Annotated in this window: 14 protein-coding genes; 6 read left to right on the top strand and 8 right to left on the bottom strand. The window is 69.2% G+C overall.

Features of this window, described 5'->3' with window-relative positions:
* Positions 1 to 4: 4 nt before the first annotated feature.
* Positions 5 to 979 carry a quinone oxidoreductase gene (locus OMP43_RS06825; protein WP_280278974.1) on the top strand — a complete coding sequence of 325 codons (975 nt, stop codon included), beginning with the start codon at positions 5 to 7 and terminating at the stop codon, positions 977 to 979.
* A gap of 53 nt (positions 980 to 1,032) precedes the next feature.
* Here the strand turns inward: OMP43_RS06825 and OMP43_RS06820 are convergent, their stop codons facing one another.
* Both OMP43_RS06820 and OMP43_RS06815 read right to left on the bottom strand, forming a co-directional pair.
* Entirely contained in the window at positions 1,033 to 1,860 is an 828-nt protein-coding gene (locus OMP43_RS06820) for a hypothetical protein (protein WP_280278973.1), read from the bottom strand.
* Positions 1,860 to 3,284: an aldehyde dehydrogenase family protein gene (locus OMP43_RS06815; RefSeq protein WP_280278972.1), complete on the bottom strand. Its 1,425-nt coding sequence runs from the start codon at positions 3,282 to 3,284 to the stop codon at positions 1,860 to 1,862. Before OMP43_RS06815 ends, OMP43_RS06820 begins: the two co-directional genes overlap by 1 nt.
* Before the next feature lie 246 nt (positions 3,285 to 3,530).
* Between OMP43_RS06815 and OMP43_RS06810 the strand changes: the two genes are divergently transcribed.
* Entirely contained in the window at positions 3,531 to 6,101 is a 2,571-nt protein-coding gene (locus OMP43_RS06810; protein ID WP_280278971.1) for a TonB-dependent receptor, read from the top strand.
* A 78-nt stretch (positions 6,102 to 6,179) separates the two neighbouring features.
* On the opposite strand, the gene OMP43_RS06805 is transcribed toward OMP43_RS06810, so the two are convergent.
* The 3 genes from OMP43_RS06805 to OMP43_RS06795 form a co-directional block, all read right to left on the bottom strand.
* Positions 6,180 to 6,626 (bottom strand): hypothetical protein, encoded by a 447-nt coding sequence (locus OMP43_RS06805; protein WP_280278970.1) that lies wholly within the window; start codon positions 6,624 to 6,626, stop codon positions 6,180 to 6,182.
* Between the two features lie 153 nt (positions 6,627 to 6,779).
* Entirely contained in the window at positions 6,780 to 8,192 is a 1,413-nt protein-coding gene (gene glnA / locus OMP43_RS06800) for a type I glutamate--ammonia ligase (protein ID WP_280278969.1), read from the bottom strand.
* 93 nt (positions 8,193 to 8,285) lie between these two features.
* On the bottom strand, positions 8,286 to 8,624 hold the full coding sequence (locus OMP43_RS06795) for a P-II family nitrogen regulator (RefSeq protein ID WP_086131131.1): 339 nt from the start codon (positions 8,622 to 8,624) through the stop codon (positions 8,286 to 8,288).
* 277 nt (positions 8,625 to 8,901) lie between these two features.
* Here OMP43_RS06795 and OMP43_RS06790 point away from each other — a divergent pair, with 277 nt between their 5' ends.
* Positions 8,902 to 9,114: a hypothetical protein gene (locus OMP43_RS06790; RefSeq protein ID WP_280278968.1), complete on the top strand. Its 213-nt coding sequence runs from the start codon at positions 8,902 to 8,904 to the stop codon at positions 9,112 to 9,114.
* A gap of 370 nt (positions 9,115 to 9,484) precedes the next feature.
* On the opposite strand, the gene map is transcribed toward OMP43_RS06790, so the two are convergent.
* Positions 9,485 to 10,309 (bottom strand): type I methionyl aminopeptidase, encoded by an 825-nt coding sequence (gene map / locus OMP43_RS06785; RefSeq protein WP_280278967.1) that lies wholly within the window; start codon positions 10,307 to 10,309, stop codon positions 9,485 to 9,487.
* Positions 10,306 to 11,241 (bottom strand): MBL fold metallo-hydrolase, encoded by a 936-nt coding sequence (locus OMP43_RS06780; protein WP_280278966.1) that lies wholly within the window; start codon positions 11,239 to 11,241, stop codon positions 10,306 to 10,308. Before OMP43_RS06780 ends, map begins: the two co-directional genes overlap by 4 nt.
* 46 nt (positions 11,242 to 11,287) lie before the next feature.
* On the opposite strand from OMP43_RS06780, the gene OMP43_RS06775 reads away from it, so the two are divergent.
* Entirely contained in the window at positions 11,288 to 12,043 is a 756-nt protein-coding gene (locus tag OMP43_RS06775) for a molybdopterin-binding protein (RefSeq protein ID WP_280278999.1), read from the top strand.
* Positions 12,044 to 12,062: 19 nt separating this feature from the next.
* Positions 12,063 to 13,355, top strand: coding sequence for an amino acid permease (locus tag OMP43_RS06770; protein WP_280278965.1), 1,293 nt, complete (start codon positions 12,063 to 12,065; stop codon positions 13,353 to 13,355).
* On the opposite strand, the gene OMP43_RS06765 is transcribed toward OMP43_RS06770, so the two are convergent.
* The gene (locus tag OMP43_RS06765) at positions 13,317 to 14,906 is read right to left on the bottom strand and encodes an NAD(P)/FAD-dependent oxidoreductase (protein WP_280278964.1); all 1,590 of its coding nucleotides are present in this window, start codon (positions 14,904 to 14,906) and stop codon (positions 13,317 to 13,319) included. The genes OMP43_RS06770 and OMP43_RS06765 overlap by 39 nt on opposite strands.
* A gap of 139 nt (positions 14,907 to 15,045) precedes the next feature.
* Here OMP43_RS06765 and OMP43_RS06760 point away from each other — a divergent pair, with 139 nt between their 5' ends.
* Positions 15,046 to 15,456 carry a glyoxalase gene (locus OMP43_RS06760; RefSeq protein ID WP_280278963.1) on the top strand — a complete coding sequence of 137 codons (411 nt, stop codon included), beginning with the start codon at positions 15,046 to 15,048 and terminating at the stop codon, positions 15,454 to 15,456.
* Positions 15,457 to 15,568: the final 112 nt, after the last annotated feature.

The raw sequence follows: 15,568 nt of genomic DNA, 5'->3' as shown, positions 1-15,568 counted from the left end.
ACATATGGAACGGATGGCGCGGATCGAGCGGACGGGCGGGCCCGAGGTGATCGGGTGGAGCGATGTCGTGCTGGCGCCGCCGGGCCCGGGCGAAGTGCGGATGCGCAACACCGCGGTGGGGCTCAATTTCATCGATACCTATCACCGCTCGGGCCTGTACCCGGTGCCGCTGCCGAGCGGGCTGGGCGGCGAGGCGGCGGGCGTGGTCGAGGCGGTGGGCGAGGGCGTGAGCGACTTCGCGGTCGGCGACCGGGTGGCGACCTTCGGGCCGGGGCTGGGCGCCTATGCGACCGCGCGCAACGTGCCGGCGAAGATCCTGTTCGCGCTGCCCGACGATATCGATGACGAGACCGCGGCGGCGGCCCTGCTCAAGGGCGGCACGGTGGAATTCCTGGTCGAGCGCTGCGCCCGGGTCGAGCCCGGCTGGACGGTGCTCGTCCATGCCGCGGCGGGCGGCGTCGGGCAGATCGCGGTGCGCTGGCTGAAGGCGATCGGCGCGACGGTGATCGCGACGGTGGGGCATGGCGACAAGGTGGCGCTGGCGCGCGCGGCGGGGGCGGACCATGTGCTGCTCTCGCGCGAGGACGACATTGCCGCGCGGGTGCGCGAGATCACCGGCGGCGCGGGCGTGGAAGTGGTGCTCGACGGCGTCGGCAAGGCGACCTGGGAGGCGTCGCTGGCGTCCGCCCGGCGGCGCGGGCTGGTGGTGAGCTTCGGCAATGCCAGCGGGCCGGTGGAGGGCGTGGCGCTGGGCGCGCTGGCCCGGGCGGGCTCGCTCTACGTGACCCGGCCGACGATGTTCGACTATTATGTGACGCCCGAGGAGCGCGCCGCGGGCAGCGCCCGGCTGTTCCAGATGCTGCGCTCGGGCGCGGTGCGGGTGGACGTCAACCAGCGGTTCGCGCTGGAGGACGCGGCCGAGGCGCACCGGGCGCTGGAGGCGGGCCGGACGACGGGATCGACGATCCTGCTGCCCTGAGAGGCGGGAGGCGGTGGCGATCTCCCTCTCCCCTTCAGGGGAGAGGGAGGAGATCAGATGCTGCTCGGATCGACGCGCTGCACGATCGGGCGGCGCTCGACTCTCTCGGTGGTGGTGCGCGTCTCGGTCTGGCCGCCCCGGGTGATCGTCCAGGCGACGACGCGGGTGCGGCGGCTGACGGTGCCGGCCAGCTCGATCGTCACCTTGATCGTGCCCGAGACCTGGTCGCCCGCATGCGCCTTGCGGGCGGCGTCCAGGCCGAGCGCCTGCCCGCCGAGCTCGGCCGCCGCGACATCGGCCCGGGCCAGTTCGTCGCGGATGGTCGCGGGGTCGACGGCCAGCTCGGCGGTGAAGCCCTTGCCGTCGGGCCTGGCCTTGAGCGGCGCCGGGCGCGCCGCCTGGGCATCGGCATAGGGGGCGCCGTCGACGAGCTTCAGCTGGCCGATCGCGAAGGCATCCACCGTGCGCAGCGCCGCATCAGGGTCGCACTCGACGCGAAAGGCCGTCCAGCCGGCGACCCAGTGCCCGCATGCCGCGCGCGTCAGGCCGGCGTCCTTCAGCCATTTGTCGATCCGCCCCTCCAGCTCGGCGCGGTCGCGCAGCTGGCGCGGGCCGTCCTGGGGCTGGAACACGCGCACCGGGAAGGTCCAGTCGCCTCCCTGGCTGCCGGGCGACAGGCCGAATTCGAGCTCGACTCCGGCCGGCGTCACCGCGACGATGCGCTCGATCAGCGCGTCGCTGTTCTGCGTGCTGCGCATCGTGCCGGGGCCGCGCTGCTCGACCAGGGTGGTGCGGACGAGCTGGAACCGGTCGCCGGCCTGCTGCGCCGCCGCGATGGACGGCGCGAGCAGCGCGAGCGGGAGGAGGAAGGCCGCGCGCATCACGCCAGCGCGCCGACCATCGCCTTCACTTCCATGAACTCGGCCAGGCCGAACTTGCCGTGCTCCCGGCCATTGCCCGATTGCTTGTAGCCGCCAAAGGGCAGGTTCGGATCCGGCTGGCCGCCATTCACATAGACCATGCCGGCGCGCAGCCGCGGCGCGACGCGCTTCACGGCGGCAGCGTCGCCGAAGACGACCGCGGACAGGCCGTAATCGGTGTCGTTGGCGATGCGGACCGCGTCTTCCTCGTCCTCATAGGGGATGATCGTCACCACCGGGCCGAAAATCTCCTCGCGGGCGATCGTCATGTCGTTCCGCACGCCCGAGAAGAGCGTCGGGCGGACGAAATAGCCGGTCTCGACGCCGTCCGGCCGGCCGGGGCCGCCGGCCTCCAGCTTCGCGCCTTCCTCCATGCCCCGGGCGATCAGGCCCTGGACCTTCTCCCACTGGGTCTTGTTGACCAGCGGGCCGATATGGCGGCCTTCCTCGGCCGGGTCGCCGGTATGGGTGGCCTTCATCACTTCAGCGGCGGCGGCGGCGACCTGTTCCTGCATGCCCCTGGGCACGAGCAGCCGGGTGGGAGCGATGCAGCTCTGCCCCGAATTCATCAGCACGCTGAACAAGGTGGTCTGCACCGCACGGCCGAGATCGGCACCCTCGAGCATCAGCGAAGGCGATTTGCCGCCCAGCTCCTGATGCACGCGCTTCACTGTCTCCGCCGCGTTCTTCGCGACGAGCACGCCGGCGCGCGTGGAGCCGGTGAAGCTCACCATGTCGACGCCCTTGTGGCGCGAAAGCGCGGTGCCGACGCCGGGCCCGTCGCCATTGACGAGGTTGAACACGCCCGCGGGCACCCCGGCGGCGGCGAGCACCTCGGCGAAGATCATCGCGCAGCGCGGCGCTTCCTCGCTGGGCTTCAGCACCATGGCGCAGCCGGCGGCGAGCGCGGGCGCGACCTTGGAGACGATCTGGTTGAGCGGCCAGTTCCAGGGCGTGATCATCGCGACGACGCCGATGGGCTCGTGCACGACCAGGCTGTTGCCGATCTGCTCCTCGAACTGGAATTCCCGGAGCGCCTTGGCGGCGGACATCAGATGGCCGAGGCCGGAGCCGACCTGCGCGGTCCGGGCCAGGCTGATCGGGGCGCCCATCTCCTGGCTGATCGCCTCGGCCATGTCGCCGGCGCGCGCCTTGTATTCGGCCAGGATCGCCTCGATCAGCGCCACCCGCTCGTCGACGCTGGTGCGCGAGAAGCTTTCGAACGCCTTGCGCGCCGCGGCGACCGCGCGGTCGACATCGGCAGCGGAGCCGAGCGTGATCTCGGTCACGGCTTCCTCGGTGGCGGGGTTGATCACTTCGTGCCGGGTGCCGCCCTGGCTCTCGACCCACTCGCCCCCGATGAACTGCTTCAGATAGCTGCGCATCACTCGCCTCTCCGATTCGAATTTAAGGTATGGAAATGGCGAGTGCGCGCGGGGCTTGCAAGGCGGAAGCGTGCGCCGGCCGAAGAGAAGCCCCGCCATGGCCGCGGAAACCGGGTCGACGCGCCCGGCCGGACGGGCGGCCTCCACACAAAATTCGCTGCGCCGCAACAAGGATGTCATGAATGGCGGCCAACGGCTTCGCGACGGGGGGAAGGGGATCGCTCCCCCGCAAACAGGGAGCTCATCATGTCCGTCCGCTACGCGCTGCTCGCGCTTGCCAGTCCGATCGCTCTGCTCGCCGCCACCGATGCGGCGGCGCAGGAAGCCGCCAGGACCCAGCCGGAAGCCGCCGCGGCGGCGGCGGAGGACAGGGCCGGCGACGGCGAGATCGTCGTCACCGCGCAGCTGGTCGAGCAGCGGCCGATGGACGTGCCGTTCGCGCTCACCGCGCTGCAGGGCAAGTTCCTCGACGATCTGGGCATCACCGAGTTCGACCGGCTCGGCCAGTTCGTGCCCGGCTTCGACGTGCAGAACCAGAGCCCGAACAATCCCGGCTTCGTGATGCGCGGCATCACCTCGGATTCGGGCAGCGCCTTCAACGAGCCGCGCGTCTCGGTCTTCCAGGACGGCGTGTCGATCTCCAAGTCGCGCGGTTCCTATGTCGAGCTGTTCGACATGGAGCGGGTGGAAGTGGCCAAGGGCCCGCAATCGACGCTCTATGGCCGCGGCGCGCTGATCGGCGCGGTCAACCTGGTCCAGGCCAAGGCCGATCCGCACAATGCCTATGGCTATGTCTATGGCCAATATTCGAACTTCAACGGCTATCGGATCGACGAGACGGTGAACCTGCCGCTCGGCGGCGATATCGGCATCCGCGTCGCCAGCCGGATCAAGCAGCGCGACGGCTATGTCGCCAACCTGCTCGGCGGCGAGGCTTTCAACGGCATCAAGTCCGAAGCGGTGCGCGGTTCGTTGCGCTGGGCGCCGGGCGCCTTCACTTTCGATCTGATCGGCAACTATCAGCACGACAAGGCGAGCGGCACGTCGTTCAAGTCGATCGCCTACAACCCGACCGACCCGGTCACCGGCGCGGTGATCGGCGATCGCGGGCGCAATTCGGGCGCGGCGCTGGCCAGCCCGGGCAGCTTCGAGCGCGGCCGTCCGCTGGGCCTCGACCGCGACGTGTGGGGCGTGACCGGCATCGCCAATTATGATTTCTCGCCCAACCTCTCGCTCAACGCGATCGGCTCGTACCGCAAGTTCGCCGGCATCGAGATCTTCGACGCGGACGGCATCTCGCTGCCCGCGCTGACCGCCGCCGAGGATGCGCAGGGCAACCAGACCATGGGCACGCTGCGCCTCACCTGGAAGAACGACCGCTTCACGGCGTTCGTGGGCGGCACCTATTTCCGCGAGAACGGCTTCCAGCGCACGCCGTCGCAGTTCGACGAGCGGGTGGCGCTGGCGCGGCTCACCAATGCGCTGAACGGTGGCGGCGCGATCCCGGGCCGGCCCGCGAGCGACCCGGCGCCGCTGGCGCTGTTCTCGAACACCGCCTTCACCGGCCAGCTGCTCCAGGGCGTGGCGGGCGCCTATGGCGTGGCGCTGTCGAGCGCGCAGGCCCAGGCGATCGCGGCGAACCTCAAGTCCGGCCACCAGGAGACCAGCACCAACTACGGCCGCACCGAGAGCTGGGACCTGTTCGGCGACGTGACCTTCAACGTCGCCGAGGGGCTCGAGATCGGCGGCGGCATCCGCTGGAGCCATGACGCGAAGACCACCGGCTTCTCCTCCGCGGTGAGCAACGGGCGCTCGATCCTGGGCGGGTTCATCGGCGCGCTCGCCCAGCCCGCGGCGACGCGCACCGCGCTGCTCGGCGCGCTGGCGGTGTCGGGCGCCGCGAACATCCCGGCCTCGGCGCTCTATCCGGTGCCGCTGTTCGGCCTGGGCCTGCAGCCCAGCGGCGCCAACGGCCAGCTCTACAGCGCCGACCATAATGACAGCGGCTTCACCTGGCGCGCCACCGCCAAGTACGAGATCTCGCCCGAGGCCAATGTCTACGCCACCTATGCGCGCGGCCGGCGCCCCGAGATACTGAGCGTGAGCGCGCCCGCCGCGCCGGGCGGCGCGGCCCGGTTCAGCGTGCTGCCGTCGGAAACGGTGGACAGCTACGAGGCCGGCCTGAAGACGGCGCTCGCCGACCGCACGCTCTTCATCGACGGTTCGGTGTTCTATTATCGCTACTCGAACTTCCAGACGACCGAGCAGCAGGGCACGGTGTTCGTCACCGTCAATGCCGGCCGGGCCGAGAGCTATGGCTTCGAGGGGCAGGTGAGCTGGCGCCCGGCGAGCTGGGTCAACCTGTTCGGCAGCTATGCCTATAACCATAGCCGTTTCGCGAGCGGCGCGCGCGACGGCAACCGCTTCCGCCTTTCGCCCGATCACAGCGCCGCGCTGGCGGTGCAGTTCAAGGTCCCGGCGGGGCCCGTGACGATCGACTTCACGCCGAGCGTCACCTGGCAGTCCAAGGTCTTCTTCGACGACGACAACGACCTGCCGGCGTTGCAGCGGAACAATCTGGTGCCGGATCTGGTGCAGGACGAAGTGCAGGGCGGCTATGCGCTGGCCGATGCGCGGCTCGGCCTGGAGACCGCCGATGGCCGCTGGCGGTTCGAGGGCTTCGTCACCAACGCCTTCAACCGGAAATATATCAAGGACGCCGGCAATACCGGCGACGCGCTGGGCATGCCGACCTTCATCGCCGGCGAACCGCGCATCTATGGCATCGCCGCGAGCCTGCGGATCGGCAAGCGCTGACGGGTTAAAAGGGGGAATGCGCCCGGTCCTTCGGGGCCGGGCGTGTTTTTGCCCGCCGCCCCGCGCGTTCGGGCGGCATCAGGAAGGCGGCGGGTCGTCCTTGTCCGGCGCGGCCGGCGCGGCTCCGGGCACGCCTCCGGGGATCGGAGCGGCGGAGAAGGGGAGGAAGGAGCCGATCTGGCCCGCCACGCTCCCGATCTGGATACCCGGCCCTGTCTGCGAGTCGGGATGGATGGCGAGCGCGCCGCCCAGCGGAGCGCCGAGCTTGCCGATGGCATGCCCGAAAATGCCCTGCGGCGCAGCTTGGGGTGGGATGGGCAGGAACGGCAGGCCGATGCCGGGGAATTGCGCCGTGAGGCTCTTGATGCCGAGGCCTTCGGCGATCACGTCCCCGGGCGGGAGGCCGAGGGGAATGGGCAGCGCGCCGATGGGCGGAATCGAGCCCAGGCCCGGAATTTCGGGCAGCGTCGCGGGACCCGGCGCACGCGGCGGCGCCTTGTCGGCGGGGCGATCATCCTCGTCCATCTCGGCTCCTTGTTGCGGGTAGGGCGGATCCGGCCAGCCTAATGCGCGCGGGCGGGGCACGTCGAGTCCGGCGGCGGCGCGCGAGGCTCCCGAAACGGAAAGGGCGCCCGGGTTTCCCCGGACGCCCTTCCGCATCGTCTGATTTCGCGCGGATCAGGCCGAATAATACATGTCGTACTCGACCGGCGACGGCGTCATCTCCCAGCGGGCGACCTCGCCGCGCTTGATCTCGACATAGGCCTCGATCTGGTCCTTCGAGAACACGTCGCCCTTGAGCAGGAAGTCCATATCGGCTTCCAGGCTGTCGAGCGCCTCGCGGAGCGAGCCGCACACCGTCGGCACCTGCGACAGCTCGGCCGGCGGCAGGTCGTACAGGTTCTTGTCCATCGGGTCGCCCGGGTGGATCTTGTTCTGGATGCCGTCCAGGCCGGCCATCAGCAGCGCCGCATAGCAGAGATACGGGTTGGCCAGCGCGTCCGGGAAGCGGAACTCGACGCGCTTCGCCTTGGTGCCGGCGCCGTACGGGATGCGGCACGAAGCCGAGCGGTTGCGCGACGAATAGGCGAGGAGCACCGGCGCCTCATAGCCCGGCACCAAGCGCTTGTAGCTGTTGGTGGTCGGGTTGGTGAAGGCGTTGAGCGCCTTGGCGTGCTTGATCACGCCGCCGATGAAATAGAGGCAGGCGTCCGACAGGCCGGCATAGCCATTGCCCGCGAAGGTGTTGGCGCCCTTTTCCCAGATCGAGATATGGGTGTGCATGCCCGAGCCGTTATCTTCCTTGATCGGCTTCGGCATGAAGGTCGCGGTCTTGCCGTACGCATGCGCGACCTGGTGCACGACATATTTGTAGATCTGCATGCGGTCGGCGGTCTGGACCAGCGTGCCATAGGTCAGGCCCAGCTCGTGCTGCGCCGCGGCGACCTCGTGGTGATGCTTGTCGCAGGGCAGGCCCATCTCGAGCATCGTCGCGACCATCTCGCCGCGGATGTCGACGGCCGAGTCGACCGGGGCGACGGGGAAATAGCCGCCCTTGGCGCGCGGACGGTGGCCGAGATTGCCGGCCTCATATTCCTTGCCCGAATTGCCCGGCAGCTCGATGTCGTCGATCGCGTAGTAGCTGGTCGAGTAGCTGTTCTCGAAGCGGACATCGTCGAACATGAAGAACTCGGCCTCGGGGCCGACATAGACGGTGTCGCCGATGCCGAGCGACTTGAGATAGGCTTCCGAGCGCTTCGCGGTGCTGCGCGGGTCGCGGGCATAGAGCTCGCCGGTCGAGGGCTCGACGATGTCGCAGACCAGGATCAGCATCGGGGTGGCCGAGAAGGGATCGATCCACACCGCGTCCAGATCCGGCTTCAGGATCATGTCGGATTCGTTGATCGCCTTCCAGCCCTCGATCGAGGAGCCGTCGAACATCAGGCCGTCGGTCAGCTCGTCCTCGCCGATCACCTTGGCGACCATGGTGAGGTGCTGCCACTTGCCCTTGGGATCGGTGAAGCGGAGATCGATCCACTCGATCTCGTTGTCCTTCACCATCTTCAGAACGTCGCTGGCCGAATTCGCCATTGTTAAGCCCTTTCGCTCTCTTTCGTTGACCCGACGAATCGGGAAAGAATCTTGCCCAAAACGGGCGCTACATCGACGCTATGTTGCGGCGCGTCAAATCGCGTTTTCGTTGCGCTCGCCGGTGCGGATGCGGAGCGCCGTCTCGACGGGGATCACGAAGATCTTGCCGTCGCCGATCCGGCCGGTCTGCGCCGCGGCGGCGACCGCTTCGACCACGCGGTCGGCAAGCGAATCCTCGACCACCACCTCGAGCTTCACCTTCGGGAGGAAGTCCACGACATATTCGGCGCCGCGATAGAGCTCGGTATGGCCCTTCTGGCGACCAAAGCCCTTGGCTTCGGTGACGGTGATGCCGGAGACGCCGACTTCGTGCAGCGCTTCCTTCACTTCGTCGAGCTTGAACGGCTTGATGATCGCTTCGATCTTTTTCACGGTTTCCCCCGAGGCACATGAGGCTTGCCTGTCCGCGCGTCTGGCAAACTTCGTGCCAGAGGCGGGACTCGGCTCGTCCTCTCGGTTGCACGCGCCGCGCCGCTTTAACAAGTGCCTATCAAATGGGCAGCGCGCCACGGGGTGCCGGATTTGGCGGCAGCGGCGAAAGCGTTGCCCGGCGGCAACAAATTGTCCGCGATCGGCTTGTGGAACCGTTTCGGTGGAGTCGCGTTGTGGCGACGAGCGTACCGGGGTGCGATGTATGCAGCCTATGCCCATGGACCTGCCTGCCGAACTGCATCGGCGCGGGAGCGATCTGCCGGACGGCGATGTGATCGTCGCCACGGGGCCGCTCGTCATCATGGCGCACGGGTTGCTGGCGCTCGATCCCGAGGCGCGGAAAACATGCTGGATTCACAGCGAGATCGGCGATCTGGATGCGGCGGGAGCCGAGGAACAGCTATCGTTCTGGTCGGGCACGCCGCACTGAAGACGGGTCGTTTCCCGAAAATTCCATAATTTACGTACTGCCGTTTACTATTTCCGTGAAGTAATAGTGTCCAAAATGGGAATAATGTCTCCGGCAACTCGCATTGACTCCTCAGTCGATCTGGGGATTTATCATGCGAATTGTTCGAATCGGCTCGCGCTTGACTTGGCGCGGGCAGTCGAGCCCCGGCGGCGGTGCGGCCCACTCCCTCCACCCGCCGCATGCGTCCGCCCGGCCCTCCGGCCGCTGGCGGACGCAACCCGTTGCGGGACTTAGGCCGTTGCGGGACTTAGGCCGTTGCGATGATCTGGGCCGGTGCGGGCTCTCAACAGGCCGTCGCGGAGTGCTGCGACAAGGCGGGCCGGGTGCTTCAATAGGGCGGGTTGTCGAGGCCCCTGGGGCTCTTGGTGAAGATCTCGCAGCCGGTCTCGGTGATGCCGATCGAGTGCTCGAACTGGGCCGAGAGCGACCGGTCCCGCGTCACCGCGGTCCAGCCGTCGTCGAGCAGCTTCACGTCCGGCCGGCCGATGTTGATCATCGGCTCGACGGTGAAGAACATGCCGGGGCGCAGCTCCGGGCCGGTGCCGGGGCGGCCGACATGGACGACTTCGGGCGCGTCGTGGAAGATCTGGCCGAGGCCGTGCCCGCAGAAATCACGGACCACGCCGTAGCGATGCTTCTCGGCATGGCGCTGGATGGCATGGGCGACGTCGCCGAGATGGTTGCCGGGCCTGGCCTGTTCGAGCCCGAGCATCAGGCACTCATAGGTGACGTCGACCAGCCGGCGTGCCTTGATGCCGACATCGCCGACCAGGAACATGCGGCTGGTGTCGCCGTGCCAGCCGTCGAGCATCGGCGTCACGTCGATATTGACGATATCGCCGTCCTTCAGCGTCTTGTCGCTCGGGATGCCGTGGCAGACGACATGGTTGATCGAGATGCAGCAGCTGTGCGTATAGCCGCGATAGCCGAGCGTGGCGGGCACGCCGCCGGCGGCGACGGTCATCTCGCGGACGATGTCGTCCAGTTCGGCGGTGGCGACGCCCGGCACGACATGGGGGACGAGCGCGTCGAGAATCTCGGCGCCGAGGCGGCCGGCGCGGCGCATGCCCTCGAAGCCCGCGGGGCCGTGGAGCTTGATCGCCCCGTCACGGGCCTGGGGCATGTCGGCGGTAACGGTCACATATTCGGTCATCGTGGCGATATAGGCGCATCGGCGCCCGGTTGCGAGAGGCAGAAGCGCTCGCCGAGCGTGGCGAAGCCCGCGCCGCTGCTCTCCGCCGCGCGGCGCTTCGCCGCATCGGGGAAGCGCGCCGGATTGGTGTGGTTCAGGTGGATGAAGCGGACCTTGGTGGCAAGCGCGGGCGGCAGGCGGCGGATCGTGTCGGCGATGCGGGGATGGGGAACGCTCTTCATCCGCGCCGGATCGCCGAGCTCGGTATCGTCGAAGAAGGTGCCGTCGAGATAGGCCATGTCCACCCGGGCCAGCATGTCCTCGAGCCGCTGGTCCCATTTGTCCCAGCCGTCGATGTCCGGGAGGTAGAGCGCGCTTCGCCCGCGGCCGGCGATGACGAAGCCCACCGTTTCCGAATATTCGTCGCGGTGCGGGACGAGATAGGGGGTGACGGTGATGCCGTCGGGCAGCCGGGTAGCGGCGCCGGCGGCGAGCGGCCGGAGCGCGATATTGTCCAGGCTGACGAGCTGGCTCCAGGGTCCGTTGCTCCTCAGGAACTCGGCCATGCGCGGCATCGCATGGACGGGAACGCCCCGGCTGTTCGCCGATTCCCGGCCGAGGAACATCAGGCCGGCATAATGGCCGATATGCGCATGGGTGAGGAAGATGCCGTCGATGCCGAGGCCCGGCGTGCGCTTCGGGTCGTGCACGTCGAGCCATTCCAGCTGCTCGCGCAGGTCCGGCGTGGCGTCGAACAGGTAGCGCGCGCCGCTCGCGTGATCGACCAGGGCGAGCGAGGCGGCCCAGGCCCGCAGCGCGGGATCGCGCCAGGCGGGGTCTTCGGGATGGCCGATCTGGGGCGTGCCGGCATCCTGCGAGGTGCCGAGCACCACCAGCTCGGCCTGGCAGGGAGCGGCGGCGGAAAGCGCGAGCGCGGCGAGCGTCGAAAGCATGATCGGAACGCTAGGCGCGGACGGCGCATGCGTCTATGCCGGTCCCATGGGCGAACGCATCTGGACGGCTGGGCTGGCGGTGATCGGCGACGAGATCCTCTCGGGCCGCACGCAGGACAAGAACATCGCCCAGATCGCGAGCTGGCTGAACGTGCAGGGCATCCGCCTGGCCGAGGTGCGGGTGGTCCCCGATGTCGAGGGGCGGATCGTCGAGGCGGTGAACGCGCTGCGCGAACGCTATGACTATTGCTTCACGACCGGCGGGATCGGGCCGACGCACGACGACATCACCGTCGATGCCATCGCGGTGGCCCTGGGCGTCGGCGTGGTGATCCATCCCCAGGCCCGGGCGGTGCTGGAGCGCTATTACGAGACGCGCGGCGGGCTGACCGACGCGCGGCTGCGGATGGCGCGGGTGCCGGAGGGCGCCGAGCTGATCCCGAATCGCATGTCCGGCGCGCCGGGCATCCGCCTGGGCAATCTCTTCATCCTGGCGGGGGTGCCGCACATCACCGCGGGCATGCTCGACGCGCTGACCGGCACGCTGGAAGGCGGGCGCCCGGTGCTTTCGCGCACGATCGGCGCCTGGGTGGCGGAGAGCGAGATCGCCGAGTTCCTGGGCGAGACCGAGCGCGCGCACGAAGGCGTGGCGATCGGCAGCTATCCCTTTTTCCGCGACGGCCGCACCGGCGCGAACTTCGTGGTCCGCGCGACCGAGCAGGCGCTGCTCGATGCGTGCGGAGACGCGCTGATCCGGGGGCTGGCGGAGCGGGGGCTTGAAGCGGTCGAAGGCGGGATCTGACTTTCCCGGGGGGATGGGCATGACGGAATCGAAGCGGCCATTCGGCTTCTGGACGGCGACCGCGCTGGTGATCGGCAACATGATCGGCTCGGGCTTCTTCGCATTGCCCGCCCAGCTCGCGCCCTATGGCTTCACCAGCGTGGCGGCCTGGATCGCGGCGATCGCGGGCGCGCTGGTGATCGCCTGGGTGATCGCCGGCCTCTCGCGCGCGATGCCCGAGGCGACGGGAACGCTGGCGATCTGCGCGCGCGCGCTCGGGCCGCTCCCCGGCGTGCTGATCGCCTGGACGATGTGGGTGGGCGTGTGGGCGGCGAACGCGTTCATCGCGCTCACCGCGGTGCGTTATCTGGCGGTATTCTGGCCGCCGCTGGCCGAATCCTCGCTCAGCCTGGTACTGGCGGCGGTGGCGCTGCTCTGGGGGATCACGCTGCTCAACCTGCGCGGGGCGCGGGCCGCCGGCGAGTTCCAGGTCGTGACGACCCTGGTCAAGCTGGTGCCGCTCGTCGCGATCGTGCTGCTGCTCGCCCAGCTCGGCGCGAAGGGCGAGCTCGCCGCCAGCGCGCATCCGCACACGCCGTTCGATGCCGGCCAGCTGGCATCGGCGGTGACGCTCGCCTTCTTCGCGATGGTCGGGTTCGAATGCGCCGGGGTCGCGGCCGAGCGGGTGCGCGATCCGGCCCGGACCATCCCGCGCGCGACGCTGACCGGCGTGGGGCTGACCGGGCTGCTGTATCTGATCGCCTGTTCGGGGATCATCTTCGCGATGCCGCAGGGATCGGTGGCGGGCGCCAACGCGCCGGTGGCGCTGTTCGTCGAGACCTTCTGGGGGCATTGGGCCGGGCTGGCGGTGGCCGGCTTCGCCGCGGTGGCCGCGATCGGCGCGCTCAACGGCTGGGTGCTGCTGCAGGGCGAGGTGCCGCTGGGCATGGCGCGCGCGGGCGTGATCCCCGCCCGGATCGGCCGGACCAGCGGGCGTGACGTGCCGGTGGCGGCGCTGCTCGCGTCGAGCCTGCTCGCCAGCGTGCTGGTGCTCAGCAACGTCTCGCGCGATACCGCCGCCATCTACGACTTCATGCTGCGGGTGACGACGGCGGCGACGCTGTGGTTCTATGCCGGCACCTGCCTGTCCGCGCTGGTGCTGGGCGTGATGCGGCCCGCCGCCGCCATCGGGCTGGTCTTCGCGCTCTGGGCGATCTGGGGGGCGGGCTATGAGGCGATCGGGCTCAGCCTGTTGCTGATGGCGACGGCGATCCCGCTCTACCTGATGCGCGGCTCAGCCGAGCAGGCGGCCGAGGAGGCTGCGATCCCTTAGGATCTCGTGCGCGGCATTGTGCCCCGGCGCGCCGGTGACGCCGCCGCCGGGATGGGTGCCGGCGCCGCACATGTAGAGCCCGCGGATCGGCCCGCGATAATCGCCATGGCCGAGCACCGGGCGGGCGGCCCAGAGCTGGTCGAGCGACATGTGGCCGTGCATGATATCGCCGCCGACCAGGCCGAACTTGCGCTCCAGGTCGAGCGGCGAGTGGATCTGGCGCGCGATCACCGATGCCTTGAAGTTGGGCGCGTGCCGGGTGACGGTATCGATGATGCGGTCGGCTGCGGCCTCGCGGTGCCGGTCCCAGTCGAGGCCGGGCGCGAATTGCTGGCAGAACAGCGCGGCGACGTGCCGGCCCGGCGGGGCGAGGCTGTCGTCCACCGTGGAGGGGATGGTTATCTCGACGATCGGCTCGTCGGACATGCCCCTGGCCCGCGCGCTCGTATAGGCGCGGTCCATATAGTCGAGCGTCGGGCAGATCATGATGCCGGCGGTGTGATGCTCGCCGGGGCCGGGCAGCACCGTGAAGTCCGGCAGCTCGGAGAGCGCGACGTTCATCCGGAAGGTGCCCGAGCCGGCCTTGTACCGGTCCATCCGCCTGGCGAAGTCGGCGGGCATGTCGGCGCGGTCGACCAGCCGGCGATAGAGCAGGGCGGGGCCGATATTGGCGGCGACGATGCCGGCCGCGATCTCCTCGCCGCTCTCCAGCCGCACGCCGGCGACTCGGTTCCCGTCGACCAGCAGCTTCGCGACCGGGGCCTCCAGGCTGATCTCGGCCCCGGCCTCGGCACAGGCTTCGGCCATCAGCCGGGTGATCGTGCCCATGCCGCCGATCGAATGGCCCCAGGCGCCCTTCTTGCCGTTCACTTCGCCGAAGACATGGTGGAGCAGCACATAGGCGCTGCCGGGCGTGTCGGGGCTGGCATAGTTGCCGACCACGGCGTCGAAGCCGAAGGCCGCCTTGACATAGTCATTCTCGAACCAGCCATCGAGGAAGTCGCGCGCCGACTTCACGAACAGGTCTATCGTGTCGCGCTGCGCCTCGATCGGCATGCCCGCCAGCTTGCGGCCCTGCGCGGCGGCGGCGAGCAGCGCGCGGATGCCGCCGCCGGCATTGGGCGGCGTCCTGAGCGCCATGTCGCGCAGCACCGCGGCGACGCGCTCCAGCGCTTCCTCGTAGCGGGGCAATGCCTCGGCATCCCGGGCCGAGAAGCGGGCGAACTCGGCGCGGGTGCGCGCATGCCCGCCGCCCAGCTTCAGATAGCCGCCATCGTGCGGCAGGAAATTGGAGATCTGCCGCTCGACCACGCGCCAGCCGCGCGCCGGGAGCTTCATGTCGGCGATCACCTTGGGGCGGAGCAGGCTGACCGTGTAGCTGGCGGTGGAGTTGCGGAAGCCCGGATGGAATTCCTCGGTCACCGCCGCGCCGCCGACGACATGGCGGCGTTCCAGCACCCGGACCTTCAGGCCGGCGCGGGCGAGATAGAAGGCGCAGACGAGTCCGTTGTGCCCGCCCCCGATGATCAGGGCGTCGTATCTGGCGGTCATCGGCTCCCTCTTCACTGTCGCATGGGCTTACAATGCGAACGGGATATCCGCCATCGCCGCGTATCGCCGGAAGCCAGGACTTGCATGCATGTGATATGGGCGGATGCGAAGGATTGTCTGGAAAGCAAGGAGAAGCCCGATGCCGATCCCCGCGACAGTGGGCGCGTTCGCCATAGTGCCGCACAACGACCTTGCCGCCGCGATTCCCTTCTGGGAGCGGCTGGGCTTCACTCGGGTCGGGGGCGATGCCGCCTATGCGATCATGACCGGCTGGGGGTGCGAGGTGAACCTCACCCAGGCGGGTTCCGGCCCATGGCGGGTGCCGGAGGAGCACAATCCGTTCGGCGTCTTCATCCGCACGCCCGAAGTGGCGGCGATCGCCGCCCTGGTGGACGACCTGGTCATCCGCCCCGGCGGCGTGCTGCGCCACCGGGAATGGGGCCTCTACGAAGTTGGGATCGCCGGCCCGGATGGCATGCTGATCCGCATCGGCTGGCCGTCCCGGCTGATGGAGCAGCAGCCGGCCCCCGATGGCGGCGATCCGGCCTGAGCTGCCGGAAACGGCCGCTGCGGCTGTCCGTTGGCCCGTTGGGATCCTGCTTCTTCCTGTGCTGGCAAGATAGCGGGACCCCGGCTCAAGGCCGGGGTGACGGAGAAAGAAT

Origin of the sequence: Sphingomonas sp. CBMAI 2297 (assembly GCF_029870595.1) — a bacterium.
Classification (GTDB): Bacteria; Pseudomonadota; Alphaproteobacteria; order Sphingomonadales; family Sphingomonadaceae; genus Sphingomonas.
The sequence above is the reverse complement of the archived record's forward strand: the minus strand, read 5'-3'. Positions and strand labels throughout refer to the sequence as shown.